At 70.1% G+C, this 25,760-nt stretch carries 16 protein-coding genes; 7 read left to right on the forward strand and 9 right to left on the reverse strand.

Annotated elements, in window-relative coordinates; genetic code table 11:
* The 8 genes from AAHG09_RS09970 to AAHG09_RS10005 all read right to left on the reverse strand — a co-directional run bounded on the left by AAHG09_RS09970 (window position 1) and on the right by AAHG09_RS10005 (window position 13,306).
* Window positions 1-1,107, reverse strand: coding sequence for a microcin C ABC transporter permease YejB (locus AAHG09_RS09970; RefSeq protein WP_342107390.1), 1,107 nt, complete (start codon window positions 1,105-1,107; stop codon window positions 1-3).
* 219 nt (window positions 1,108-1,326) lie between these two features.
* Entirely contained in the window at window positions 1,327-3,180 is a 1,854-nt protein-coding gene (locus AAHG09_RS09975; protein WP_342106885.1) for an extracellular solute-binding protein, read from the reverse strand.
* Window positions 3,177-5,090, reverse strand: a complete 1,914-nt coding sequence (locus AAHG09_RS09980) for an extracellular solute-binding protein (RefSeq protein ID WP_412760012.1) — start codon at window positions 5,088-5,090, stop codon at window positions 3,177-3,179. Before AAHG09_RS09980 ends, AAHG09_RS09975 begins: the two co-directional genes overlap by 4 nt.
* A gap of 328 nt (window positions 5,091-5,418) precedes the next feature.
* Complete coding sequence (locus AAHG09_RS09985; protein ID WP_342106886.1) at window positions 5,419-7,503, reverse strand: hypothetical protein; 2,085 nt, start codon at window positions 7,501-7,503, stop codon at window positions 5,419-5,421.
* A 265-nt stretch (window positions 7,504-7,768) separates the two neighbouring features.
* Window positions 7,769-10,594 (reverse strand): DUF4159 domain-containing protein, encoded by a 2,826-nt coding sequence (locus AAHG09_RS09990; RefSeq protein ID WP_342106887.1) that lies wholly within the window; start codon window positions 10,592-10,594, stop codon window positions 7,769-7,771.
* Between the two features lie 7 nt (window positions 10,595-10,601).
* The gene (locus AAHG09_RS09995) at window positions 10,602-11,513 is read right to left on the reverse strand and encodes a DUF58 domain-containing protein (RefSeq protein ID WP_342106888.1); all 912 of its coding nucleotides are present in this window, start codon (window positions 11,511-11,513) and stop codon (window positions 10,602-10,604) included.
* A gap of 103 nt (window positions 11,514-11,616) precedes the next feature.
* The gene (locus AAHG09_RS10000) at window positions 11,617-12,621 is read right to left on the reverse strand and encodes an AAA family ATPase (protein ID WP_342106889.1); all 1,005 of its coding nucleotides are present in this window, start codon (window positions 12,619-12,621) and stop codon (window positions 11,617-11,619) included.
* A gap of 136 nt (window positions 12,622-12,757) precedes the next feature.
* Window positions 12,758-13,306, reverse strand: a complete 549-nt coding sequence (locus AAHG09_RS10005) for a formaldehyde-activating enzyme (protein WP_342106890.1) — start codon at window positions 13,304-13,306, stop codon at window positions 12,758-12,760.
* Between the two features lie 446 nt (window positions 13,307-13,752).
* Here AAHG09_RS10005 and AAHG09_RS10010 point away from each other — a divergent pair, with 446 nt between their 5' ends.
* The 5 genes from AAHG09_RS10010 (at window position 13,753) to AAHG09_RS10030 (ending at window position 22,693) form a co-directional block, all read left to right on the forward strand.
* Entirely contained in the window at window positions 13,753-16,884 is a 3,132-nt protein-coding gene (locus AAHG09_RS10010; protein ID WP_342106891.1) for a rhamnan synthesis F family protein, read from the forward strand.
* A gap of 19 nt (window positions 16,885-16,903) precedes the next feature.
* A complete protein-coding gene (locus tag AAHG09_RS10015; RefSeq protein WP_342106892.1) occupies window positions 16,904-18,427 on the forward strand; it encodes a glycosyltransferase family 2 protein in 1,524 nt (507 codons plus the stop codon).
* Window positions 18,428-18,811: 384 nt separating this feature from the next.
* Window positions 18,812-19,309 carry a cupin domain-containing protein gene (locus tag AAHG09_RS10020; RefSeq protein ID WP_342106893.1) on the forward strand — a complete coding sequence of 166 codons (498 nt, stop codon included), beginning with the start codon at window positions 18,812-18,814 and terminating at the stop codon, window positions 19,307-19,309.
* Window positions 19,310-19,491: 182 nt separating this feature from the next.
* Complete coding sequence (locus tag AAHG09_RS10025) at window positions 19,492-22,278, forward strand: GAF domain-containing protein (RefSeq protein WP_342106894.1); 2,787 nt, start codon at window positions 19,492-19,494, stop codon at window positions 22,276-22,278.
* 34 nt (window positions 22,279-22,312) lie between these two features.
* The gene (locus tag AAHG09_RS10030) at window positions 22,313-22,693 is read left to right on the forward strand and encodes a response regulator (RefSeq protein ID WP_342106895.1); all 381 of its coding nucleotides are present in this window, start codon (window positions 22,313-22,315) and stop codon (window positions 22,691-22,693) included.
* Window positions 22,694-22,827: 134 nt separating this feature from the next.
* Here AAHG09_RS10030 and AAHG09_RS10035 read toward each other — a convergent pair whose 3' ends face one another.
* Window positions 22,828-24,093, reverse strand: coding sequence for an FAD-dependent monooxygenase (locus AAHG09_RS10035; protein WP_342106897.1), 1,266 nt, complete (start codon window positions 24,091-24,093; stop codon window positions 22,828-22,830).
* A gap of 102 nt (window positions 24,094-24,195) precedes the next feature.
* On the opposite strand from AAHG09_RS10035, the gene tesB reads away from it, so the two are divergent.
* Window positions 24,196-25,095 carry an acyl-CoA thioesterase II gene (gene tesB / locus AAHG09_RS10040; RefSeq protein WP_342106898.1) on the forward strand — a complete coding sequence of 300 codons (900 nt, stop codon included), beginning with the start codon at window positions 24,196-24,198 and terminating at the stop codon, window positions 25,093-25,095.
* Window positions 25,096-25,394: 299 nt separating this feature from the next.
* The gene (locus AAHG09_RS10045; RefSeq protein WP_010683623.1) at window positions 25,395-25,733 is read left to right on the forward strand and encodes a P-II family nitrogen regulator; all 339 of its coding nucleotides are present in this window, start codon (window positions 25,395-25,397) and stop codon (window positions 25,731-25,733) included.
* Window positions 25,734-25,760 lie beyond the last annotated feature (27 nt).

A 25,760-nucleotide genomic window follows, 5' to 3' on the forward strand; every position in this document is an offset into this window, starting at 1 on the left:
TCAGGTCGCCCGCGCCGAAAAGTCGATCCGCGGGTCGATCCAGACGTAGATCAGGTCCGAGAGCAGGTTCACCGCGAGTCCCAGCAGGGAAAAGATGTAGAGGGTCGCGAACACCACCGGATAGTCCCGGCCCACGATCGCGCGGAACGACAGCTCCCCGAGCCCGTCGAGCGAGAAGATCGTCTCGATCAGGAGCGAGCCGGTGAAGAAGGCCGAGATGAAGGCCCCCGGAAAGCCCGCGATCACGATCAGCATGGCGTTGCGGAACACGTGGCCGTAGAGCACGCGGCGCTCGGACAGGCCCTTCATCCGCGCGGTCAGGACGTATTGCTTGCGGATCTCGTCGAGGAACGAGTTCTTGGTCAGCAGGGTCGAGGTCGCGAAGGCGCCGATCACCAGGGCGGTCAGCGGCAGCACCATGTGCCACGCGTAATCGGTCACCTTGTGCCACGTGGAGAAGCCCTCCCAGCCCTCGCTGGTCAGGCCGCGCAGGGGGAACCACTGATAGAACGAGCCGCCCGCGAACAGGATGATCAGCATCAGGCCGAACATGAAGCCCGGGATCGCGTAGCCGATGATCACCACGAAGGAGGTCCAGCGGTCGAAGCGCTCGCCATCCTTCACGGCCTTGCGAATGCCGAGCGGGATCGAGATCGCGTAGGACAGGAGCGTCATCCAGAGCCCCAGCGAGATCGAGACCGGCAGGCGCTCCTTGATGAGCTGGATCACCGTCACGTCGCGAAAATAGCTGCGGCCGAAATCGAACCGGACATAGTCCCAGAGCATCTTGGCGAAGCGCTCCGGGGCCGGCTTGTCGAAGCCGAACTGCTTCTCCAGCTTGGCGATGAATTCGGGGCTGAGGCCCTGCGCGCCGCGGTAGCGCGAACTCGCCTCGCCGCCACCGCCGGAGGGGCGTGTGCCACCGCCGAGATCGCCCCCGCCGCCGCTCACCCGCGACATCGCCCCGTCGCGCTGGCCCTGGAGCTGCGACAGCACCCGCTCCACCGGGCCGCCGGGGGCGAACTGCACGATCGTGAAGGTGATCAGCATGATCCCGAACAGGGTCGGGATCATCAGGCCGATGCGGCGCAGGATGTAGGCGAGCATGATCTCCCGGAGGCTGACGAACTGGGGCTTCCCATCCACGACCTCATCCTGAGGTGCCGAAGCGGAGCGGAGGCCTCGAAGGAGGAATCCAGAGATCGCCGAGGCATCTGGAGGGCTCCTTCGAGGCCCGCCGAGGCGGGCCCCTCAGGATGAGGTCGTGGGTGGGAGAGTCGGTGTTTCCGAACGTCCTCGGACGCGATCGTGCAGAGGGACAAGATTTCACTCCCGCCCGATCCGCTTCGCCTTCTCGGCGTCGTACCACCAGGTTCCCGGCGCACCGAGGTCGTATTTCGGCGGGCTGGCCGGGCGGCCGTAAACGTCCCACAGGGCGAGGCGGTGGGTCGAGGCGTACCACATCGGCACCCAATAACGCCCGGCGCGCAGCACCCGGTCGAGGGCCCGGCACGCGGTGGTCAGGTCCGCCCGGGACTTGGCGTCGGCGATGGCGGTGAGGAGCGCATCGATGGCGGGATCCGCGATCCCTGACAGGTTGTTCGAGCCCGCCGTCTTGGCCGCCCGGGAGCCGTAGGTCTCGCGCAGCTCCGCGCCGGGCGTCAGGCCGCTGCTGTAGCGGCGCGGCGAGACGTCGAAATCGAAATCCTTGAGCCGCGTCTGGTACTGCGCCGGATCGACCACGCGCAGACTCGCCTTGATGCCGAGCAGCCCGAGGTTGCGGATGAACGGCTGCGTCACCGCATCGAAGACCGGGTCGTCATCCAGGAACTCGATCGTCAGCGGCCGCCCGCCGGGCAGGACGAGGCTGCCGCCCTGGCGGGTGCAGCCGGCCTCGCGCAGCAGGGCGTCGGCGCGCTTGAGGAGCGCCCGGTCCTGGCCAGACCCGTCCGAGACCGGCGGCGTCCAGGCCTCGCCGAACACCTCCGGCGGCAGATCCTTCAGCGGCTCCAGCAGGGCCAGTTCCTCGGCCGAGGGCTTGCCCGTCGCCTTGAGGTCCGAATTCTCGAAGAACGAGGCCGTGCGGGTATAGGCGCCGTACATCAGGTTCTTGTTCGACCATTCGAAGTCGAAGCACAGCCCGATCGCCTCGCGCACCCGGGGATCGCGGAACGCGTCCCGGCGGGTGTTGATCCACCAGCCCTGCGTGCCGCTCGGCCGCGCATCCGGAACGGTCTCCCGGGTGACGCGGCCCTCCTTCAGGGCCGGGAAATCGTAGCCGGTGGCCCAGACCCGGGCGGTGAATTCCTCTCGGAACGTGAAGGCGCCGCTCTTGAACGCCTCGAACGCCACGGTGCGATCGCGGAAATACTCGTAGCGGATCGCGTCGAAATTGTTCTGGCCGATAGTCACGGGCAGGTCGGCCGCCCAGTAATCCGGCACCCGCTCCAGCCCGATCGAGCGGCCGACATCGACCGTCCCGACCCGGTAGGGGCCGGAGCCCAGCGGCGGCTCCAGGGTCGAGGCCTCGAAGTCGCGGGCGCCGTAATAGGCGGCGGAGAAGATCGGCAGCTGCGCCACGAACAGCGGCAGGTCCCGGGCGCGGCCGGGCGCGAAGGTCACGACGAGCCGCTCGTCGTCTTCCGCCCGGGCGTCCGTCATCGGGCGGATCACCTCGGCAATCTCCGGGTGGCCCTTGTCGCGCAGGAGCTTGAGGCTGAAGGCAGCATCCCGCGCGGTCAGTCGCGAGCCGTCGTGGAACCGGGCCTGCGGGCGCAGCAGGAACGTGTAGGTCAGCCCGTCCGAGCTCACCGTGACGGCGCGCGCGACAAGCCCGTAGACCGCGTCCGGCTCGTCGAGGGCCCGGACCATCAGGCTGTCGAAGGTGAGACTCATCCCGGCGGCGCCCTCGCCACGCAGCACGTAGATGTTAAGCGTGTTGAACGTGTTGAACGCCTGATTGCCGGTCGTGCCGGAGAGCTGGGCGGAGAAACGGCCCCCGCGCGGCGCCATCGGGTTCACGTAATCGAACCGCTCGAAGGTCGGGGGATACTTGAGCTCGCCGAAGCTGGAGAGGCCATGGCGCTCCCCGTCCTCCGCCCAACCCGGCCGTATCGCCGCGAGGGCGGCACCGCCGAGGACGACCCCGCGCCGGGTCGGCGTCCAGAGGCGACCCGTCAACGGGGCGCCCCGGTCTTGGTCGCGAGCGCCTTGTCGTACCACCACGTCGTCGGGAAGCCGGAGCTGGCATAGAGCGGCAGGATCGCCGGGTGGTTGAAGCGGTTCCAGCGCAGCGTCCGCTGCTGGTTGGAGGACCATTGCGGCACGACGTAATCGTGGGCGAGCAGCACCCGGTCGAGCGCGTGGGTGGCCGCGATCACGGCGGGCCGATCCTTGGCGAAGATCACCTTCTCGATCAGGGCGTCGATGCCGGGATCCTTGATGCCGATCAGGTTGCGCGAGCCGGGACTGTCGGCCGCCTTCGAGCCCCAGTACTCGCGCTGCTCGTTGCCCGGGGAGAGCGACTCGCCCCAGTTCGTCGTGGTGATGTCGAAGTCGAAGTTGCGGATCCGGTTCTGATACTGCGCGGCGTCGATCACCCGCAGGGTCGCGTCGATGCCGATCAGCTTGAGTGAGGCCGAGAACGGCAGGATCACCCGCTCGAAGGTGTTCTGGAATTCGAGGAACTCGACGGTGAGCGGCTCGCCGGTCGCCTTGTTGACCATCTTGCCGCCGCGCAGCTCGTAGCCCGCCTCGCGCAGCAGGCCGACCGCCTCACGCAGGTTCTTGCGCACGGCTTCGGGGCTGTCATTGACGGGGTTGGTGTAGGGCGTGGTGAAGACCGAGGCCGGGATCTTGTCCTTCACGCTCTCGAGGATCGCCTTCTCGTCGCCCTCCGGCAGGCCGGAAGAGGCCAGCTCCGAGCCGAAGAAGTAGGAGTTGATCCGGTTGTAGAGCCCGTAGAACAGGGCCTTGTTCATCTCCTCGTAGTTCATCGCGAGGTTGAAGGCCCGGCGGACGCGCGGGTCCTTGAACTTGTCCCTGCGGGTGTTGAACGCGAAGGCCTGCATGATGCCCATGCCACGGTCGGGGAAGGCCTCCTTGATCAGGCGCCCTTCCTTCACGGCCGGGAACTCGTCGTAGGCCGTGGCCCAGTTCCGGGCGATGTTCTCGACGCGGAAATCGTAGAGGTCGCCCTTCAGCGCCTCGACCAGGACGGTGCCGTCGCGAAAATACTCGAAGCGCTCGGTGTCGAAGTTGTAGTGCCCGGCATTGGCCGGCAGACCCTTGCCCCAGTAATCGGGCACGCGCTCGTAGGTCGTGCTGCGGCCGGGATCGAACTTCGCCAGCCGGTAGGGGCCGGAGCCGAGCGGCGGCTCGAGGGTCGTCTCGGTGGGGTTGCGCGGCTTGCCGTTGGCATCCTTGGCCATCCACCAGTGCTTGGGCAGGATGCGCAATTGCCCGATCACCTGCGGCAACTCACGGTTGCCCTTCTCGGTGAAGGTGAAGGTCACCTCGTGCGGCCCGGTCGCCTCGGCCTTCGACACCGTGTGGTAGTAGGCCGCGTAGAACGGGCTGTTGGCCTTCAGGATGTCGAAGGACCAGACCACGTCCTCGGGGGTGATCGGCTTGCCGTCGTGCCAGCGGGCGTTCTCGCGCAGGCGGTAGGAAACCGAACCGAGATCGGGGGCGACCCGCACCGCCTCGGCGATCAGGCCGTAGGAGGTGAACGGCTCGTCGGAGGATTGGGTCATCAGCGGATCGTAGATCTGCTGGATGCCGTTCTCGAGGTCGCCCTTCAGGCCGGAGACGATGATGTTGAAGTTGTCGAACCCGCCCTGGGTGCCGAGGCGCACCATGCCGCCCTTGGGGGCGGCCGGGTCGGCATAGTCGAAATGCTTGAAGTCAGGGCCGTATTTCGGCTGGCCCATCAGCGTGAGCGCGTGGACCCACTGGCCAGTGGCGGCGGGCATCGACGGCGGATCGGACGGCATCGCGGCCGGCTCCTGCGCACGGGCCGGGGCGAGATGCAGGCAGGCGACGAGGAGCGTCGCGGCGAGGAGGCGTCCGGTCACGGTCTGCGCTGTCACGGGCAGGCTGTCTCCGTTGTGTGGGTTCGCGCGGGGCGCGGGCGGTCAGCGAAGCTCATAGGCTGGGCGCGCCCCGGGCGTCGAGCGCGCTCGCACACGGGGCGCATTGCAGGAGGGGCGCGGGTTCTCCCTCCCCCCTCTGCGGGGGAGGGTGGGCCCCGAAGGGGGTCGGGAGAGGGGAGCGACGGTGCCGGATGAAACGCTCGCCTTCATGAATGTCGCGCCCCGTCCTGAACCCGGGTTCCCCTCTCCCGACCCCTGCTGACGCAGGAGCCACCCTCCCCCGCAGAGGGGGGAGGGGATCCGCACGCGGCGCGAGACCACTGACTCACACCGACCGGCCCCGTCGTCCCTCCACCAGCCACATCGCCAGCAGGGCGGCGGCCAGGGCGGCGAGGGCCGCGAGGCCCAGCGCCAGCGGGTAGACCTCGACGCCGCGGATATTGGCGCTGTCGCTCGGCCGGAAGCCGATCCAGTCCGCGCCGGAGAGCCGTCCGCCGCGCACCACCGCGAGCCGCGGCACGTCGATGGCGCCCCCCGACCCGGCGATCCGGCGGATCGATCCCCCCGACCCGTCCGCCACCGCCTTCAGCCGCTCGGTGTCACTGAACACATCGGCGAGTTCGCGGGGATTGGCCGGGCCGACGCTCACGAAGGCCACAAGGTTGCCCGAGCGGAGCGTGTGCAGGCCCAGGCTTTCGGCGTCGAAGGTCGCGGTGAAGAGGCCCGGCTCCTTGGGCTTGAGCGTCAGCGTCGTCACCTTGCCGGTCGGCCCGGTGACGGTGACCGGCTCGGACTGATCCGCCATGGTCTGGCGCTCCACCCGGACCTCCCGGCCGCGGCCGGTGGTCTGGGCGCGCAGGGCTTCCTCCTCGAGGGCCGGCTCCTTCATCAGCCAGTGGCCGAGGCGGCGCAGCAGGTCGAGATAGGGGCCGCCCTCCTGGTAGCCCCGCGCCCAGAGCCAGGCTTGGTCCGATAGGAGCAGGGCGACGCGGCCCTTCTCCTCCCGGGACAGGGCAAGCAACGGCAATCCCTCGGCCCCCGACAGGATCGGCTGGATGCCGGCCCGGGTCCGGGCCTCGACGATGCGTACCCAGTCGCCCCAGGCGGGCGGATTGGCATCCGAGCCCGGCAGGTCGCGGGTCACCGGGTGGCGCTGGCCGACCTGGGTCGGCGTCGCCTTGTAGGGCTTTTCCACGACCCGCCCGTCCGGATCGCCCGGCAGGATGCCGGCGAGGCGGGTGCGGGCCAAGCTCGCCGGGCCGGCGAATTCGGGGCCGGCGGCGATCAGCAGGGCGCCGCCCTCGCGGACATAGCGGACGATGTTGTCGAAATAGGCCTGCGGCAGCACGCTCTGGTTGGCGTAGCGGTCGAAGATGATCAGGTCGAAGTCCTTGATCTTCTGGACGAACAGCTCGCGCGTCGGGAAGGCGATCAGGGAGAGTTCGGAGATCGGCGTGCCGTCCTGCTTCTCCGGCGGGCGCAGGATGGTAAAGTGGACGAGGTCGACGTTGGCGTCGGACTTCAGCAGGTTGCGCCACGTCCGCTCGCCCTGGTGCGGCTCGCCCGAGACCAGCAGCACCCGCAGCTTCTCGCGGATCCCCTCGATCGGTAGCACCGCGCGGTTGTTGACGGTGGTCAACTCGCCCGGCAGCGGCTCAACCTCGATCTCCACCACGTTCGGGCCGCCATGCTCGATCCGGGTGGTCAGCGAGAACGGCTTGTCGGTGGCGACATCGCGCCGGCCGATCTCCTCGCCGTCGCGGCGCACGGTGACGACCGCGTGGCCGGTGCCGCCGCGCTCCATCACCTCGGCGCGGATCGTCAGGTCCTTGCCGACGATGCCGAAGCGGGGGGCCTCCAGCAGCTTGATCTGCCGGTCGCGCTCGTCGGGATGGCCGGTGACGAGGACGTGGAGCGGCGCCTTGATGCCGAGCTGGGCCATCGCGGCCGGGATGTCGTGGACCACGCCGTCCGTGAGCATCACGATTCCGGCGAGCCGCTCCGGGGGGACGTCGGCCAGCGCCTGGCCCAACGCCGTGAACAGCTTGGTGCCGTCATCGCCCTCCTTGGCGTCGGGCACGTCGATGAAGCGGGTTTCGATGTTGGCGAGTGCCCCGAAGCGGCGCTGCAGCTCGGCACGGACCGCGTCGGTCATCTGCGGCCGGTCGCCGAGCTGCTGGGAGCCCGAGCGGTCGACCACGATGGCGGCGATGTCCTTCACGGGCTCGCGGTCCTCGTGGACTAGGGCCGGGTTGGTCAACGCCGCCAGCACCAGGGCGAGGACGAGGACACGCAGCAGCGCGGTCCGGCCCCGGGCCAGCACGGCGAACACCGCCAGGATGGCGACGATCACCCCCAGCACGGCGATGGCCGGCCAGGGGAGGAGGGGGGTGAAGCTGAGGCTCAGCATGACGGTCCGGCCTCCGGAACGTGGATCGCCCAGGCACTGCCCCTTTCCCGGGCGCGTGGAGCGTCAGCGGAACCCGACCCGGGATCCAGCACGGGAACTCGCGAAGCGTCCAAACGGCTTGTCCGGTGCCGCTGCGCGACGCTTGTCGTGCTGGGTCCCGGATCACCTTCCACTGCGTTCCAGGCGTCCGGGAAAGGGGCGCGCGCCAAAGCGGAAGCCGGCGTGAGGGTGAGACGGGATGCGCCGATCTGAGTGTTCAAAAAAATCACTGCCCCAGCCGCTCCAGCAGCGCGGGCACGTGCACCTGATCCGCCTTGTAGTTGCCGGTGAGCGTGTACATGACGATGTTCACGCCCCCGCGGAACGCCATCTCGCGCTGGCGCTGGTCGCCGCCCACCACCGGGTAGAGCGGCTCGCCCCGGCGGCCGATCGCCCAGGCGGCGGCGAGGTCGTTGCCGGTGATGATGATCGGGCTCACCCCGTCGCCGGCCCGGGCCGGGCGGCGCTCGGCGCCCTCGGCGGCCGGCGGTAGGGCCTCGACCCAGGTCTGGCCGGTGGCGTAGCGGCCCGGGAAGCTGTCCACGAGGTAGAACGCCTTGGTCAGCACGTGGTCGAGCGGCACCGGCTCCAGCTCCGGCACCTCCAGCGTCGCCAGCATGGTGCGCAGATACGTGGCCTCCGGGGTCGGCGGGCCGCCTGGCCGGGCGGTCAGCGCGTCGCGTGTGTCGAACAGGATGGTGCCGCCGTTGCGCATGAAGGCGTCGATCTTGCGGATCGCCGTCTCGGAGGGCTGCGGCCGGTTCGGCGCGATCGGCCAGTAGATCAGCGGGTAGAAGGCCAGCTCGTCCTTCGCGGGGTCGATCCCGGCGGGCTCGCCCGGCTCCAGGGCGGTGCGGGAGGCCAACATCTGCGTCAGGCCGGTGAGACCGGTGCGGCTCGCCTCGTCGACGGCGGCGTCACCCGTGATGATGTAGGCAAGCCGCGTGACGAGGGCGGATTCGAAGCCGTTCGGCCGGTTGACCGGCGGCTGGGCCTCCTCGGCGCGGACGGGCGAGGCCGGCAGGGTCGCCAGCAGGACAAGTCCCACGAGCGCCAGAACCGCCGGGCGGCCGCGCAGGCGGGCGGCGAGGCCGCCGCGGCGCAGGAAGCCGCCGAGCCACAGGCCCGCCAGGGTATCGAGGGCGAGCAGCAGCAGCGCCAGGGTGAACAGGCTCGGGCGCAGGTCGACGGTCTCGGCTCCAGCGAGCGACTCGAACCGGGCGCCGCTGATGGCGGTCATATCCAAGGGCTTCAGCCTGTCATCGGGCTTGAGGGCGTTCACGCTGATGCCTCCGTCCGGCGGGCCATAGAAGCCCGGCGGATGCTCCAGGGTCGCCCGGTCGGCGTAATCGGCCGACACCGCCGTGGCCGAGGCCGGGGGCGAGCCGAGCGCCCCGAACCCGTCTAGCGTCACCCGCGGGGCGAGGACCGGGGCGGCCGCCCGCGGCGCCTCGCCCTGAACCGGGGCCGACGCGCCGGCCAGGGCCACGACGCGCCGGAGCATGTCGATGAACAATCCGGAGAGCGGCAGGTTCGACCACGTCGTGTCGGCGGTGACGTGGAACAGCACGATCGTGCCCTGGCCGCGCTTCTGCGCCGTGACGATCGGCGTGCCGTCCTGAAGGGAGGCCCAGGTCCGGTTCGGCAGGTCGCCGTCGGGCTCGGCCAGGATCTGGCGGCGCACGCCGATATCGGCCGGCGGCGTCAGCCCCGCGAAGGGGCTCTCGGGCGGGAAGGGTGCGAGGGTCTTCGGGCTGTCCCAGGACAGCGTGCCGCCGAGCGTCCGGCCCCCCCGGCGCAGGCGCACCGGCACGAGCGGGTCGTTGCCGGCGGCGAGCCGCGGGCCGGCGAAGCGCAGCAGCATGCCGCCATCCTTCACGAAGCTCTCGATCCGCGCGGTGGTTTTTTCGTCGAGGGCGCCGACATCGGCCAGCACGAGGACCGAGACCTGATTGTCGAGGAGCTGATTGATCGATTCCGCCGTCCCTTTGGCGCCGCGGGGCTCCTGCACGTCCGCGAAGGGCGCAAGGGCCCGGGACAGGTAGTAGGTCGGCGCCAGCAGGGGCTGGGCCTGATCGAGGGTGCCGCCGAACACGAGGCCGACCCGGCGGCGCTTGCCACGCTCGTCCTGCAGCACCACGGCCCCGGCCGAGCGCTCCCCCGCGATCTCCAGCCGGCTGATGCTGTTGCGCAGCTCCACCGGCAGCTCGAAGGTCGATTCCGCCTCGGTGGCATCCCCCGCGAAGGCGAAATCCCGCTCGGCGAGCGGCAGGCCCTTCTGGTCGAGCGCCCGGATCACGCCGGTATCGCGCCCGTTCGGAACTGCCCGCAGGGCGTGGGTGACGAGCTTGCCGGCCGTCTCGGTGGCGGTGAGCGCCAGGGCCGGCGGCCGGTCGGCGCGCAGCACGGTGAGCGCGGCGCCCTTGTCGCCCGCGAGGTCGGCGAGCGCCTTGACGAAGCGCGTATCCTCCGCCCCAGCGACGCCGTCGCTGATCCAGACGAGGCCGGCGCCGCGGTTCTTGTCCAGGAAGGTCTCGATCGACGCGAGATGCGCGTCGCGGGAGGGCACGATCGGGCGCGGCGCGAGGGCGCGCAGGCGCTCCAGGGCGGCGGCTGGGGTCTTCGCCTCAAGGGCCGCCGGGGCGTCGGCGAGACCGATCACGGCGACCGGGCGGCCGTCGCGGGCGGCGCCTTCCACGGCGTCGGTGGCGACGCGCAGGCGGTCGCGCCAGTCGTGGGCGGCGGGGAAGCCGTTGTCGAGGAGCACGAGGAGGGCGCTGCGTCCGCCTCCGGCCCCGATGCCCCCGGCGTTCCAGACGGGGCCCGCCACCGCCAGGATCAGGGCGGCGGCGATCAGCAACCGCAGGATCAGGAGCCAGGGCGGTGTGCGCGCCGGGGTCTGCCGCTGTGGGATCAGGTCGGCGACGAGCTTGAGCGGCGGGAAGTTGATCCGGCGCGGGCGCGGCGGGGTCACCCGCAGCAGGAACCACAGGGCCGGCAGGCCGATCAGGGCGGCGAGCGCCAGGGGCGCCGCGAAGGTCAGACCCAGCATGGCGGCCTCACTCCGTGCCGCGGGCGGCGATCAGCGTGGCGAGCCGCAGGGCCGCCTCGCTCGCCGGCCGGTCCGTGCGGTGGATCGTCAGGGTCCAGCCCTGGCCACGGGCGATGGCGGCGAGCGCCGCCCGGTGCTCGGCGATCCGGGCCCGGTAGCGCGCGCCCCAGGCGTCGGCATCGCCGATATCGAGGCTGAGGCTGCCTTCGAGATCGTGCAGGACCGCTTGCCCGGTAAACGGGAACGTCTCCTCGATCGGGTCCACCACCATCAGCAGATGGCCGCGGCTGCCGCGGCCCGCGAGGCTCTGCACGGAGGATGCGATCCGGTCGGGTTCGGTGAGGAAGTCGCCGATCAGCACCACCTCGTCGAACCGGGCCGGCTGCGCCTGCGGCGGCAGGTCCTGAGTCAAGCCGGCCGTGTCGGCGACCAGCGCCTGCGCCAGCCGCTCGACGATCCCCCGCGAGGCGCTGGCCCGGGTCAGCCCGAGGAGACCCACCCGCTCACCGCCCTCCACGAAAGCGTCGGCCAGGGCGAGGCCCAGGATCAGCGCCCGCTCGACTTTCGGAGCGGAAGCCAGATCCGAAGCAAAGCCCATGGAGGCCGAGCGGTCGATCCACAGCCAGATGTTGTGGGCGGCCTCCCATTCGCGCTCGCGCACGTAGAGCCGGTCGTCCCGGGCCGAGCGGCGCCAGTCGACCCGCGCGGCGGCCTCGCCGGTCACGAAAGGACGGAACTGCCAGAAGCTCTCGCCCGGGCCGGCCCGGCGGCGGCCGTGCAGGCCATGGGCCAGCAGGCTCGACACGCGCCGTGCTTCCAGCACGAGGCGAGGCATCTTGTCGGAGAGCGCGGTCGCGCCTTCGCTCTCGCGCCGGCCGGGGGTGCGCCTGCCCGCGTCGAGGGCGTTCGTCGCGACCATCGTCAGCGCAGCCCTCCGAGGCGGCTCAGCGCGGCCGATGGCTCGAAAGCACGCATTGTCTTCCTGTTAGCCGGCATCCACCCAACTCGAAAATGCTTCCGGATCAGATCTTCTCCGCGAGCTTGGCGATCAGCCCCTCGATGGTCTCGCCGTCGGCTCGGGCGGTGTAGCTCAGCGCCATCCGGTGCTTGAGCACCGGCTCGGCCAGCGCCTTCACGTCGGCCACCGAGGGGGCGACCCGACCCTCGATCAGCGCCCGGGCGCGGGCGGCGAGCGTCAGCGCCTGGCTGGCGCGGGGGCCAGGACCCCAGAGGAGCTTGTCCTTCACGATGGCGTCGCCGCTGTCGGGCCGGGCGGCGCGCACGAGATCGAGGATCGCCTCGACCACCGCCTCGCCCACCGGCAGCCGGCGCACGAGGCGTTGGGCGGTGAGCAACTGCTCGGTGGACATCACGGCGCGCGGGCGCACCTCGTCGACGCCGGTGGTCTCGATCAGGATCCGGCGCTCGGCGGCGCGGTCGGGGTAGCCGACGTCGATCTCCAGCAGGAACCGGTCGAGCTGCGCCTCGGGCAGCGGGTAGGTGCCCTCCTGCTCGATCGGGTTCTGGGTGGCGAGCACGTGGAACGGTCGGGGCAGGTCGTGGCGGGCGCCCGCCACTGAGACGTGGCCCTCCTGCATGGCCTGGAGCAGGGCCGACTGGGTGCGCGGGCTCGCCCGGTTGATCTCGTCGGCCATCAGGAGCTGGGTGAAGACCGGCCCCTGCACGAACCGGAAGGCCCGGCGGCGCTCGGCATCCTCCTCCAGGATCTCGGTGCCCAGGATGTCGGAGGGCATCAGGTCTGGGGTGAACTGCACGCGCCGCGCGTCGAGGCCGAGCACGGTGCCGAGCGTCTCGACCAGCTTGGTCTTGGCCAGCCCCGGCAGGCCGACCAGCAGGCCGTGGCCGCCGGCCAGGATGGTCACGAGTGCGAGATCGACCACCTTCTCCTGGCCGAAGATCACCCCGTGGATTGCCTCCCGCGCCGCGCCGACATCGGCGAGGCAGCTCTCCGCCGTCGCCACGATGCCGTCGTCGAGGGTGGTGGCCGGGCTGATCCCCTGCGTCATGCCGCTATCCAACTCCTGCCCGGGCCTCGAAGGGGCCCACCGGTCAATCCCGTAAGTGTGGGGCTGATGATACCGGGCTGGCAAGGTCGGGATCGCCGCACGCCGATTTGGGGCGCCGAACGCGCCCCGGTGCGGGTCAGATCTTACCCTGAAGACCCATCGTGTAGTATTTGTGCACGATCTTATCCTGGTTCTCGAGGAGCCAGTCGATCGAGGGCTCGTTGGTCATCGCCTTGCGGATCGCCTCGGTCATGCCCTTGCGCTGGATCTCGAACAGCGCCTTGTGGTCGACCGTCTCGGCCTGGATCACGCCCGGGCTCAGCCAGACCGAGCAGATGATGCCGAGGTCGTTGGCCTTCTCCTTCGGGATGTAGCCGGCCCGCACCGCGTCCAGCACGCCGTTGGCGATGGCGAACTGAACCGTGCCCATCAGGATCGACGTGTACTTGCTCTCGGTCACGCTGACCTTGGAGACGCAGAGCGTCACCGGGCGGACCATGATGTCGGTGTTGAGCAGCGCGAAGACGCGGCTGTGGCCGACGACCTGATCGCCCGTCAGCGTCGCGAGCGCGGTGCCGACCGGCCCGTCGAGCTCGCCGATGATGACCTCGGGCTCGGAGGCGGTGTTCGGCGGCCCGCCCGCCACGAGGGCCTCGCCGGCGCGGAGGATGATGCGTTCACTCATTGCGGTAGGCTCCATCGGTTGCGGCAGGTGCAGGTGGCCGCCATCCGTCGAGGCGGACGGGGAGCCGCGCGCGTTCGAGCGGCCCGGGCCTTCGCGATCCGCGGGGAGGCGGATCGGCTGCCGAAGGCCGCGCGTGTCGTCTATGACGGCCGTGAGCGCGCCTCGTACACGATTGCGGTCGCCGCGGGATAGGCGAGGGGCTGCATTTCCGAACGCGATCCGCAGTTTCGGGCATCGCTGCGGACCGGTTCGGAGGCCGGAGCTCGGTATAGGTCCAGGTTCCAGCCGCGGCGAAGGTCTTGGCGTCGGCGACCCGGACCTTTAGGAAGGCGCCCAAGCCGGGGCGGTCCCGCCCGCGATCGCCGGACCGGCCGATTTCCCCTGATGTCTCTCGCGGATCGCGGCGTGGGCAGCTGCACGGGCTTCCCGCGTATCCGGACCTGACCATGCGCCTTCGAGATGTGTTCGCCGCCGGATCGTCGGACAAAGCCGGCCTCGCCGGGGCGGCGCAGTCCCTCGCGCGTCCGCTGACCCGGCGCCTGAAGCGCCGCCGCGGCGAGCCCCGGCAGGCGGATGTCGTCCAGGCCGTGAGGGCGTCCGACCTGTTCGATCCGGCGTGGTACGCAAGGCGCTACCCCGACGTGGTCGGCGAGGGGATCGATCCGGCGGTACACTACGCGGTCCATGGCGGCCGGGAGGGGCGCTGGCCGCACCCGCTGTTCCACGGCGACCTCTACCTCGATTCCGTGCCGGGGCTGCGGGCCGAGGGCGTCAACCCGGTGCTCCACTTCCGCGACCACGGCGCCGAGGCGGGGATCCGCCCCAACCCGCTGTTCGATCCGGACTGGTACGCCGAGCGCTATCTCGGCGGCGCGGCGCAGCGCGGCCGGGCGTTCCTGCACTTCCTGGCCCACCCCGATACCGATCCGTCGCCGGCGTTCGATACGGCCTGGTACCTGTCCCGCTACCCGGATGCCCGGGCGGCCGGCGGCAGCGCGCTGGCCCATTATTACGAGACCGGCCGGAAGCAGGGCTACCTGCGCAACCCCGAGGAATTCGCCGGCCTGTCGCGGCACGTGGACCTGATCCGCCGGGCCGGACTCTTCGACGCGGAATTCTACCGCGCGCGCTGTCCCGAGGCCGAGACCAGCGGGCTTGAGGCCCTGGAGCACTACGTGATGGCGGGCGGCTACCGCCGCTACGCGCCCCATCCGCTGTTCGACCCCACTTGGTACGCCGCGCAATCTGCCGCCGTGCGGGCCGACGCCCTCAATCCCCTGGTCCATTATCTGGAGCACGGCGCCGCCGAGGGGCTCGACCCCGGCCCCTGGTTCGACACCCGCTGGTACGCCGAGACCTACCTCGCCGACGATGAGGCCGGGCAGAACCCGCTGGTGCATTTCCTGGCCGATGGCGGGCGCAGCACCAGCCCGTCGCCGCGCTTCGACGCGCCCTGGTATCTCGCCCGCTATCCGAGGGTCGCGGCCCTCGGGCTCAACCCGCTCGTCGATTACGTGCTGACCGGCCTGGAGGCGGGGCGGCTCACCCGCCGCGTCCCCGGCACGGCGGTGCCGGAGGCGTCCGATGCCCGCCTCTCGTGCCTGAAGCGGGAGCCCCGCCGGCACAGCCGCACGGCCCTGTTCATCACCCACTGCCCCGAGGGGCGGATCCGGGGCCATGTCGAGCCCTACCTCAAGGCCTTCGCGGAGAACGGCGCCGACATCGTCCTGATCATTGCCGCCGACCAGCTCAAGAACGCGGTGCCGCAGGCGATCCTGGATCTGTGCGCGTCGGTCTACCTGCGGGAGAACACGGGGTTCGACTTCGCCGCCTGGGCGCATGTCCTCCTGGAGGACACCGATCTCCTGGACGCCGAGACCCTGTACCTCGCCAACGACAGCCTCGTCGGCCCCCTCGGCCGGACCGATTTTTCCGCGCTGCTCGCGAAGATCGACGCGTTTCCGGAGGCGGTGATCGGACTCGCCGACAATTTCTATTACTCTCACCACCTCCAGAGCTTCTTCCTGGCCCTGAAGCGGCGCTGCCTGTCGTCCTACGCGTTCAACCAGTTCCTTCTGTCGGTGGCGAACTGGCCGGACAAGAATTCGGTGATCACCGAGTACGAGCTGACTTTCTCGCAGCGGATGCGCGCCGCGGGGCTCGGGATGCGCAGCCTGTTCTCGGCGCAGAACAAGCACATGTCGCTGGTCAACGACCCGCGCAACAACCGCACCCTGTTCGACTGGGAGAACATGCTGGCCCAGGGCTTCCCGTTCGTGAAGCGCTCCCTGCTCGGCGAGCACGCCGCGATCGGCGGTACGGCGGTGCGGGAGGCGATCGCGACGAGCGGCTTCGACCTCGACCGGCTCGACGTGACCTACACCTACCCGGGCGCCCGGATCTGGGCGGACCTGCGCAAGCCCCAGGCGCCGGAGCGGCCCCTGCGCGTGTCGTTCGTCGCGCCGATGAACTACGCCAACGGCCTCGGCGTCGCCGGCCGCAGCTACGTCCGTGCGCTCCACCACGCCCCGTTCGCGCTGAACATCCACCCGATGGAGCGGCCCTTCCACGTCCACGCCCGGGTGGCGCCGGCGTGGCAGGCCCGGACCTTCTCGGGCCCGGCGGATGTCGCCCTGGTGCATTTCAATGGCGACAGCTGGCATTCGCTGATGAGCGACGCGCAGCAGGCGGTGGCCGCGCAGGCCCCGCTGAGGATCGGGCTGTTCGTGTGGGAGACCTCCCACGTGCCGGGGGGCTGGCTGCCGACCGTCGATCGCCTCGACGCGATCTGGGCGCCCACCGAATTCTGCGCGGCGATCTTCCGGCAGATCACCGACATCCCGGTCGATGTCGTGCCCTACGTCGTGGAGAACGAGGCCGGCGAGCCGGCGAGCGCCGCCGCCAAGGCGAACCTGCGCAAGGCCTTCGCGATCGACCCCGCCAAGCGGGTGATCCTCTACGCGTTCGACGGGTCGAGCTATCTCGCCCGCAAGAACCCGCACGCCCTGATCCGGGCGTTCCGGGCGGCGGGGCTGGGGCAGGCGGGCTGGCAGCTCGTGCTCAAGACCAAGCACGTCTTCGACCTGCCCGAGGAGGGCCAGAAGCTCCTCGATCTCGTGGGCAAGGCCGGCGACGTGGTGGTGATCGACCAGCCCCTGTCGCAGAATGAGCTCGGCGCCCTGTTCGCGCTCTGCGCGGTCTATGCCTCGTCGCACTCCTCGGAAGGGTTCGGCCTGACGATCGCCGAGGCGATGGAGATGGGCAAGGTCGTGGTCGCCACCGATTACGGCGGCTGCCGCGACTTCCTCGACGCCAGCTGCGGCTTCCCCGTAAAAGCCGAGGTCACGGCGCTCGACCAGACCTACGGCCCGTACCTGCGCGGGGCCGAATGGGGCCAAGTGGACGAGGCCGACCTCGCCCGCGCGCTGACGGATGCGGCCCGCGCGGTGACGGGTGGGGACGCGGCCCGGATCGGCGCCGCCGCCCGGGCCCGGATCCGCGAGCGGCTGTCCACCGGCGCGGTGGCGGCCGCCATGGAGGCGAGCCTCGATCGTCTCCTGGCCGCCGAACGAATCTGACGCCCCGGAGACGCGACCCGTGTTGAAGAAAAAGCCGGTCCCGGCCCCGTCGGCCTCCTGGGGGACGCTCGCGTGGCCGGACGCGATCCTGCCGCTGCCCCTCGACCCGCAGTTCCGCCCCGTGGACGAGCGGCGGCTCGACCAGATCGCCGCCGGCCAGCTGCCATCCTGCCGGGCCGTATTCGTGGCCCCGGCGGCCGCGGAGTTGCGCCCCGACCTCGTTGCCCAGGTCACGCGCGCCCTGGCCGCGCGGCCCGATATCGGCATCTTCTACGGCGACGACGCCGTGGTGGACGGCGCCGGCCAAATCCGGAGCGTCCACTGCAAGCCGGCCTTCAACCCGGCCCTGCTGATGGCCGACGACTATATCGGCTTCCCGCTCCTGGTCCGCGCCACGGCCTTCGCGGGCCTCAGGCCGGATTTCCGCCAGCGCTACCCCAGTGCCGCGTGGTTCCGGTTCCTGCTCGGGGCGATCTCGGCCGGCATCGGCATCGACCGGATCCCCGAGACCCTGATCGCCGCGTCGCTGGAGCGGCCCAAGGCGACGCGCACGGCGCGCGCTCACGCCCTCGACCGCTGGTTCGAGACGACGGGCATGCCCCTGCGCACCGGGCCCGGGCTGACGGCTGACACGCTGGAGATCCGCCGGACGCTCGACCCGCGCCCGCCCGTCACCCTCGTGGTGCCGACCAACCAGAGCCGGCCCAAGGACGATCAGGGCCGCCCCGTGGAGGGCGCCAAGCCGCACGTGATCAACCTGCTCGATAGCCTCGGCCGCAGCACCTATCCGGCCGACCGGATCCGCGTGCTGATCGGCGACGATGTGGCCGACGACACGATCTACCAGGGCCGCTCGGACCGCTTCACGGTGACCCGCCTGCCGACGATGCGGGCGCCCGGAGAAAAGTTCAACTACGCCGCCAAGATGAACACCCTGTGGCGGGCGGCCGAGACCGACCTCGTCATCCTGATGAATGACGACCTGGTGGTGCGTCGGCCCGGCTGGATCGAGGCGCTCCTGACCTTCGCCCTCGACCGGGGCGTCGGCGGCGTCGGCGGCCGGCTGCTGTTCCCCAACGGCAAGATCCAGCATGCCGGCATGACCGGCGGCATTTTCGACGTGTTCGCCCATCCCTGGTACAACCGGGACGCGGCGGAACCGACCTACGGTGACTGGGCGCTGACCCAGCGCGATTGCTCGGCGGTGACCGGTGCGCTGTTCGCGACCCGCAAGGCGGTGCTCGACGCCGTGAACGGCTTCGACGAGGAATTCGCCCTCGATTTCAACGATGTCGACCTGTGCCTGAAGCTGCGCCAGCTCGGCTATCGCATCGTCTACACGCCGTTCGCCGAGATGGCGCACCACGAGAGCGCCTCGCGCCAGACCAGCTTCGCCCCGGGCTCGCAGACCGCGCGCTTCCTGCGCCGCTGGCACGACGTGCTGGCGGAGGATCCCGCCTACTCGCCCCAGCTGCGCACCGACACCGACGTGGTCGCCCCCCGGGCGGACGCGACGCGCTGGATCGTGGAGCGGCGCGGCTAGTGCATCGATCCAGACGGAGGATTCAGCCGAGTCTGGAAAAATTGATGCTGGAACAATGAGCGAGTGCTCACTCGCATGAACGAAGTGAGTGCGTCTGAGCACTCGGGGCGCGCATAATCCGCCGCCCGCGCAGCGGGAACCGGGCGATACGCGGAGACCGTCGCCCAGCACGCAGGCCCGGCCCTCTCAACGCCGCCGCGTGCGTCCCGGTCGGGGCCGGAAGCTGGAGTTTCTATTCGTCTCGAAGTCGGATTAAGCAAACCCAGCAAAGAACCCTGTAGGTCCGGTAAAACGCGCTCAAAGGCAGTTCTCAGGGATGGCGGAATAGCCGACAGTGCTGCCACCCTTCGAGCGGGCACTGTCCGCCGCGTGCTGGAGCTGACCGTGAAGAGGATCCTCGTCGCCGCCGCCCTGCTTCTGGCCGCCGCCGGCGCCTACGCGGAGATCCGCCTGCACGAGGGCGGGCGCCCGATTGCCGGCACCGCGATGCGGCCCGGGGTCGCCGCCTTCAGCCCCGCACCGATCCCGTCGGACTGGGTCGTCTCGGGCAACCCCGTCACCGAGGTCGCGGAGGTCTCGGAGACCCATGACGGAAGCGCGAACGTCTATCTCTGGCGCACCACGGCGAGCACGTTCCGCTGGACCCATCACAGCGACGAGATCATCACGATCCTCGACGGTGACGTGTTCATCACCGAGGCGGACGGCAAGCGGCACCACCTGACCCCGGGCGATGTCGCGCATTTCCCGGTCGGGTCGGTCCAGCTCTGGGAGATACCCAAGACCCTTCTGAAATCGGCGATCCTCAAGCATCGCGAGCCCGCGCTGGTCGAGGCGTCGCTGCGCTGGATGCGCCGGGCCCGCGCGCTGGTCGCTGGTTGAGTGCCCGGATCGTCTCCGTCGTCCGTGTGAACCCGGTCGGCTGAAGCGTGAGGTGGCGGCTTTCGACCCTGCTCAGCCCCTCGCGCGACTTTCGGGCGTGCGCTAAAGCGGACACTGGTCTCCGGATCAGCTTGCTGTAAAAAAGCCAGCGTGGGCGTGATTGGGCCCTGCTGGCCCGTGGGATGAATACACTGCCTACTGATCAGATTGTCAGTCACCCGAACCGACTTGCCGCCCTCGACGCCCTCGTCGTCCTCGACACGCCGGCCGAGCCCGGCTTCGACGATGTGGTCCGCCTCACCACGAAGCTCTGCGCCGTGCCGGTGGCCCTCGTCAGCTTGGTCAGCGCCGACCGACAGTGGTTCAAAGCGCGCGTCGGGTTCCCACCCTGCGAGACCGATCTCGACCGCTCGGTCTGCAAGTTCGCCCTCTCCGCACCCGATCTCCTCATCATCCCGGATCTGGCAGCGGACCCGCGAACCGCCGTCAATCCGCTGGTGACCGGCGAGCCCCATATCCGCTTCTATGCCGGCGCGCCCCTGCGGTTGGGCAATGGCCTCGTGGTCGGTGCGCTGTGCGCCATCGACACCGAGCCCCGGCCCGAGGGACTGACGCTCGATCAGGCCGACGATCTACGGGCGTTGGCGCGCCAGGTCGTGGCGCAACTCGAACTGCGCGAGGCGCTGCGCATCCGGGATGTCGCGGCCGTGAGCGAGCAGAAACTCGTCGCCGACGTCAAACGGAGCGAGGCACGCTATCATTCCCTGTTCGAGACGATCGACACCGGCTTTTGCGTCGTCGGACTCCGCTTCGAGGACACTGCCAACGGACTGCGCGCGGTCGACTACCGCTTCCTGGAGGTCAACCCGGCTTTCGTGAAACAGACCGGGCTCAGGGGCGCAGCCGGTCGGTGGATGCGCGATCTCGCACCCGATCACGAGCAGCACTGGTTCGACACCTACGGTCACGTCGCCCTTACCGGCGAGCCGATCCAATTCGAACACGGGGCGGACGCGCTCGGTCGCTGGTTCGACGTGCGGGCCTTCCGCGTCGGCGATCCAGAGGACCGGTGGGTCGCCATTCTGTGCAACGATATCTCGGCGCGGCGCGCGGCCGAGGTGGCGCTGCGGGCGAGCGACACGCGCTCGCGCTTGGCCCAAGAGGCCGGGCAGGTCGGAACCTTCGAACTCGACGTCACCAGCGGCGACATCACGGTGTCGGCGGAGTACTGCCGGCTGAACGGGCTGCCGATCGCGCCGGTCTACAGTCTCGTCGATGTGACAGCCCCGATCCTCCACGCCGATCGGACGAAACTGTCTACCGCGACCTCGCGCGCAGACGGCAGCGCGGCCGAACCGATAGAGTACCGCATCCACCGGGTCGATGACGGGGCCCTGCGCTGGATCTCCCGCCACTGGCAGCCCACCCGTGACGAGGCCGGGGTCATCGTCCGCTGGTTCGGTACCGTCCGTGACGTGACCGAGCGGCACATCGCCCAGGAGGCGCTACGGGTCAGCGAGGAGCGGCTGAGCCTCGCCTTCGAGGCGTCGGGCTCGCTGGGCTGGTGGGACTGGGACATCCCAAACGACCGGCTGTACGCCGGCGAGCACTTCGCCCGGATGTACGGCGTCGATCCTGACGTGGCGGCTGCAGGCGCACCCCTCAGCGCCTTCGTCGACGGCATCCACCCCGACGATCGTGATTGGGTCGGTGAGCGCATACAGAGGGCGCTCGACACGGCCGGCGAGTTTGCCGAGGAATACCGCTTGCTCGCGGCAGATGGCGGCATCACCTGGGTCTTCGCCCGCGGGCGCTGCTATCACGACGCCGCAGGCCAACCTCTCCGCTACCCGGGCGTGGCGACCGATGTGACGGATGCCAAGTATGCAGGCCTCCGCCAAGACGCGCTGCTCCGGCTCGGCGACCGCTTGCGCGACCTCGATACCGTGCCCGCACTCGTGCAGGCGGCGGCCGAAATCATGGCGGAGATCCTCGGGGCTTCGCGCGCTGGCTATGGTCTCGTCGATCCGCTCAACGAGACCCTCGACATCCCAACGGACTGGTGCGCACCGACGGTCAAGTCCATCGCCGGGCTGCACGGGTTCCGCGACTATGGCAGCCATATCGACGATCTGAAGCGCGGCGAGATCGTTCTGATCGGGGACGTCGAAAATGATCCCCGCAGCCGGGACACGGCTCAGAGATACCTCGCCCTCGGCATCCGTACGCTGATCAACGTGCCGGTAATGGAGCGCGGCCGCCTCGTGGGGATCGGCTTCGTCCACTACGCCAAGGGCCGCAGCTTTCGGCCGAAGGAACTGGCCTTCGTGCAAACCGTGACCGATCGCGTGCAGGCAGCGGTCGCGCGCATCCAGGCCGAGCAGCAGCGCGTCCTCCTGAACGGAGAATTGTCACACCGCCTGAAGAACACCCTGGCGATGGTCCAGGGCATCGCGGGTCAAACCCTGCGAACGGTGCCCGATCAAGCGCCGGTCCAGGCGTTCACCAAACGGCTGATCGCCCTTTCGCGAGCCCACGATGTGCTGATGCAGGACAGCTGGGCTGCGGCCCCGATCCAGCCGGTCGTCGAGAGCGTGTTGGCCTTGCAGACTTCCCTTGAGCGCTTCCGCATCGAGGGTCCGAGCCTCGCTCTCGCGCCGCAAGCGACACTGTCGCTGTCCCTGCTGCTGCACGAGTTGACGACCAACGCCGTCAAGTATGGCGCGCTCTCCGTCGAGGGCGGCTCGGTCGGCCTGTCCTGGCGGATTGAGGACGGCGCAGAGAAGGCCGTCGTGTTGACATGGCAGGAGCAGGGTGGTCCGCCTGCGACCGCACCGACGAGGCGCGGCTTTGGAGCGCGGCTGATCCAGACCGGCCTCGTGGGAACGCGCGACACGCGACTGGATTACTCTCTCACGGGTCTGGACGCGGAGTTTCGTGCGCCCATGTCCCAGGTTGTGGCATCGTGATCGGGGCAGACGCCAGTCCTCGAAGGGGGATTGTGTGACGGCATCGGTCGAACGGCGGCCCATCGTTCTCCTCATCGAGAATGAGCCGATCCAGATGATGGTCCTGTCAGACCTCATCGAGGAAGCCGGCTGTGACGTCGTCGAGGCGACGACACCGGCCAAGGCGATCCAGATCCTCGAACAACGCGCCGACATCCGCGTCGTCATGGCCGATCTCGATGTGCGCGGCTCGGTGGTGGGACTGCAGCTGGCGGCGATGATCCGCGATCGCTGGCCGCCGGTTGAGCTGATCCTGACGGGCGCTGTGAAACCGGATCTGTCTCGCATCCCGGCACGCGGTGTGTTCCACGATAAACCGTTCGACGAGCGCAAGCTCATCCAAAGTATCCGCTCGTTCGTGGCGGCGGGCCTATAAATGGGCTCCACCCGATAGGAGCCACGGAACGCTGCGTGATTTGCCTGCTCCTTCGGAGCTTGGCTCACAAGCGGACGGTCTCAGACCCTTCCTTCTGAGACATCGCCACGGCCGAGTTGATTGCGCACACACCCTCAGAGCGCCTCCCCGCGCATCAGCCGGGGCCGCGATCCGCGGGCTGCCGCCGCCTCGCCGATGAAGAAGCGCTTGAGCCCCGGCAGCCGGTCCACGATCCCGAGGCCGAGGTCCCGGGCCAATCGCAGCGGCAGGGCGTCGTTCGAGAACAGGCGGTTCAGCCCGTCGGTGGCCGCCGCCATGGCGAAGCTGTCGAAGCGCCGGGCGCGCTCGTAGTCCCGCAGCACGTCGGGGCCGCCGGGATCCAGGCCGAGGCGCAGCGCTCCGGTCACCGCCTCGGCGAGCGCGGCCGCATCCGCGAGGCCGAGGTTGAGTCCCTGGCCGGCGATCGGATGGATCACATGGGCCGCGTCGCCCAGCAGGGCGAGACGCGGCGCGCAAAAGCTCCGGGCGAGGCCGAAGGCCAGGGGATGCCGGCTCGGCCCATGCTCCAGCGCGAGCGCTCCGAGATCGAGGGTGAACCGGCGCTCGATCTCGGCCAGCACCTCGTCGGGCTCCCCGGAGAGCAGGGCGTCGGCCGCGTCCGCACGTTCGGTCCAGACGATCGAGGACCGGTGGCCCAGGGGGCCGCCGTCCCGCAGCGGCAGGATCGCGAAGGGCCCGGCGGGCAGGAAATGCTCGAAGGCCCGGCCCCCGTGCGGCCGGGCATGGCCGATCGTCGCCACGATGCCGACCTGCGGGTAGGACCAGCCGACCCAGCCGATCCGCGCCGCCTCCCGCAGACGCGACCGCGCGCCGTCGGCCGCCACCAGCAGATCGCCGCGCAGGCGTTCGCCCGTGGTCAGCTCCGCGTGGATCGCGGCGGCCTCCGGAGTCGCGCGCACCACGCCGGCCTGCATGAAGTCGACGCCGGCCTCCCGGCAGGACTCCGCCAGCGCCGCGGCCAGGGGTTCGGCCTCGACCATGTGGGCGAAGGGCTCGCCGGCGTCCCGCTCGTCGTCCGCATCCTGGCCGAAGGTCAGGAAGACCGGGCGCACCGGGTCGGCGAGGCGGCTGTCGCTGATCACCATCTCGGCGATCGGCTCGACCGCGCCCGTGAGCCTGTCCCAGACCCCGAGCCGGTCCAGCATCCGCCGCCCGCCCGCCGCCAGGGCATAGGCCCGGCCGCGATGACGCGCCGGATCGGCGCCGGCCGGATCGATCACCGTGACGGCGAGCGCCGGCCCGTGGGCCTGCTTGAGGGCGCGCGCCAGGGCGAGGCTGGGCAGGCCGCCGCCGGCGATCAGGAAGTGGCGGCTGCCGGGGCGGGGCGTCTCGGCCGTCATCGTGGCGGATCTCCGGTGTGGCTCCCGCGCGGGAGACGTTGGCTTGGTTCGCTCGAAAGGCCTATGTCGCACGCGGGCAACGAACGGAAACCCCGCGCAGCCATGACGGATGCCAACACCGACGCGATGACGGACGCCGTCGCCGAACTCATCGCCATCCTCGACCTCGAACGGCTGGAGGTCGACCTGTTCCGCGGCCAGAACCCGAGGACCGGCTGGCGCCGGGTCTTCGGCGGCCAGGTAGTGGCGCAGGCGCTGGTCGCCGCCACCCGGACCGTGCCGGACGACCGTCCAGCCCATTCCCTGCATGCCTACTTCATGCTGCCGGGCGATCCCCGTACGCCGATCGTGTACGAGGTCGAGCGCATCCGGGACGGTCGCAGCTTCACCACCCGCCGGGTCAAGGCGATCCAGCACGGGCGGGCGATCTTCGCCACCACGGTCTCGTATCAGGTGGTGGAGGAGGGGCTCGTCCACCAGCCCGCGATGCCGCATGTCGCGGGGCCGGAGGGGCTCCTCGACGGCAAGGCCCTGGCGGCGGCCGGCGGCAGCGGCATGCCGGAGGCGATCGCCGCCTATTTCGGCCGCGAGCGGCCCATCGCCCTGCGGCCGGTCGACCTGAACCGCTACCTCTCCGCCGAGGCGGGCGGGCGGCCCCCCGAGCCGGTCTTCAACGTCTGGCTGCGCGCGGCCGCCGCCCTGCCGGACGATCCGGCCCTCCACCGGGCGGTCCTGGCCTACGCCTCCGACATGACCCTGCTTGACGTCTCGCTGATCCCGCATGCGCGCTCGGTGTTCGATCCCACCATCCAGGCGGCGAGCCTGGACCACGCCCTATGGTTCCACCGGCCGGTGAAGATCGACGACTGGCTGCTCTACGCCCAGGACAGCCCAGCCGCCGGCGGCGCCCGCGGCTTCGCCCGCGGCCAGATCTTCGACCAGGCCGGCAACCTCGTGGCCTCCGTGGCACAGGAGGGCCTTATTCGCCCGGTCCGGGATTAAAACGCGTTGTCGCGCGCGTGTTGCCGATCTGCAACGGGTGGGGTTGCATCGTGGTGAGCAGATTGCCCAGATTGCGTGCACCTCGCCCGATGGATCTGCGCGCCGATTGATCGTCGGCGGTCAATCCGTGGGCAGATGTCTCCGGGCGTAAAAGGTTCCCGGTTAAGCTTATCTGGCACGCTCCTTGAATAGCGGCGTTCGACCGCGGGCCATCCCGACCCCGCGGGCGACCCCGGCCGGGTCGCCCGCGGATCGGGTGACGGCAACGGTTCCCAGGCATTTCCAAGGGGGCGTCGCCCATGAAAATCGTGATGGCCATCATCAAGCCGTTCAAGCTCGAGGAGGTGCGCGACGCGCTCACCGGAATCGGCGTGCATGGCCTGACGGTGACGGAGGTGAAGGGGTATGGCCGGCAGAAGGGCCACACCGAGATCTACCGCGGCGCGGAATACGCGGTGAGCTTCCTGCCCAAGCTGAAGATCGAGGTCGCCGTCGCCTCGGACCTGACGTCGAGCGTCATCGACGCCATCGCGGGCGCGGCCCGCACCGGCCAGATCGGCGACGGCAAGATCTTCGTGATGCCGCTGGAGAAGGCGGTACGCATCCGGACCGGCGAGACCGACGCCGACGCCCTCTGAGCCGCGGCCCGGTGCCCCCGGGCCAGC

This window comes from Methylobacterium guangdongense (assembly GCF_038442355.1).
In the GTDB taxonomy this organism is placed as follows: domain Bacteria; phylum Pseudomonadota; class Alphaproteobacteria; order Rhizobiales; family Beijerinckiaceae; genus Methylobacterium; species Methylobacterium guangdongense.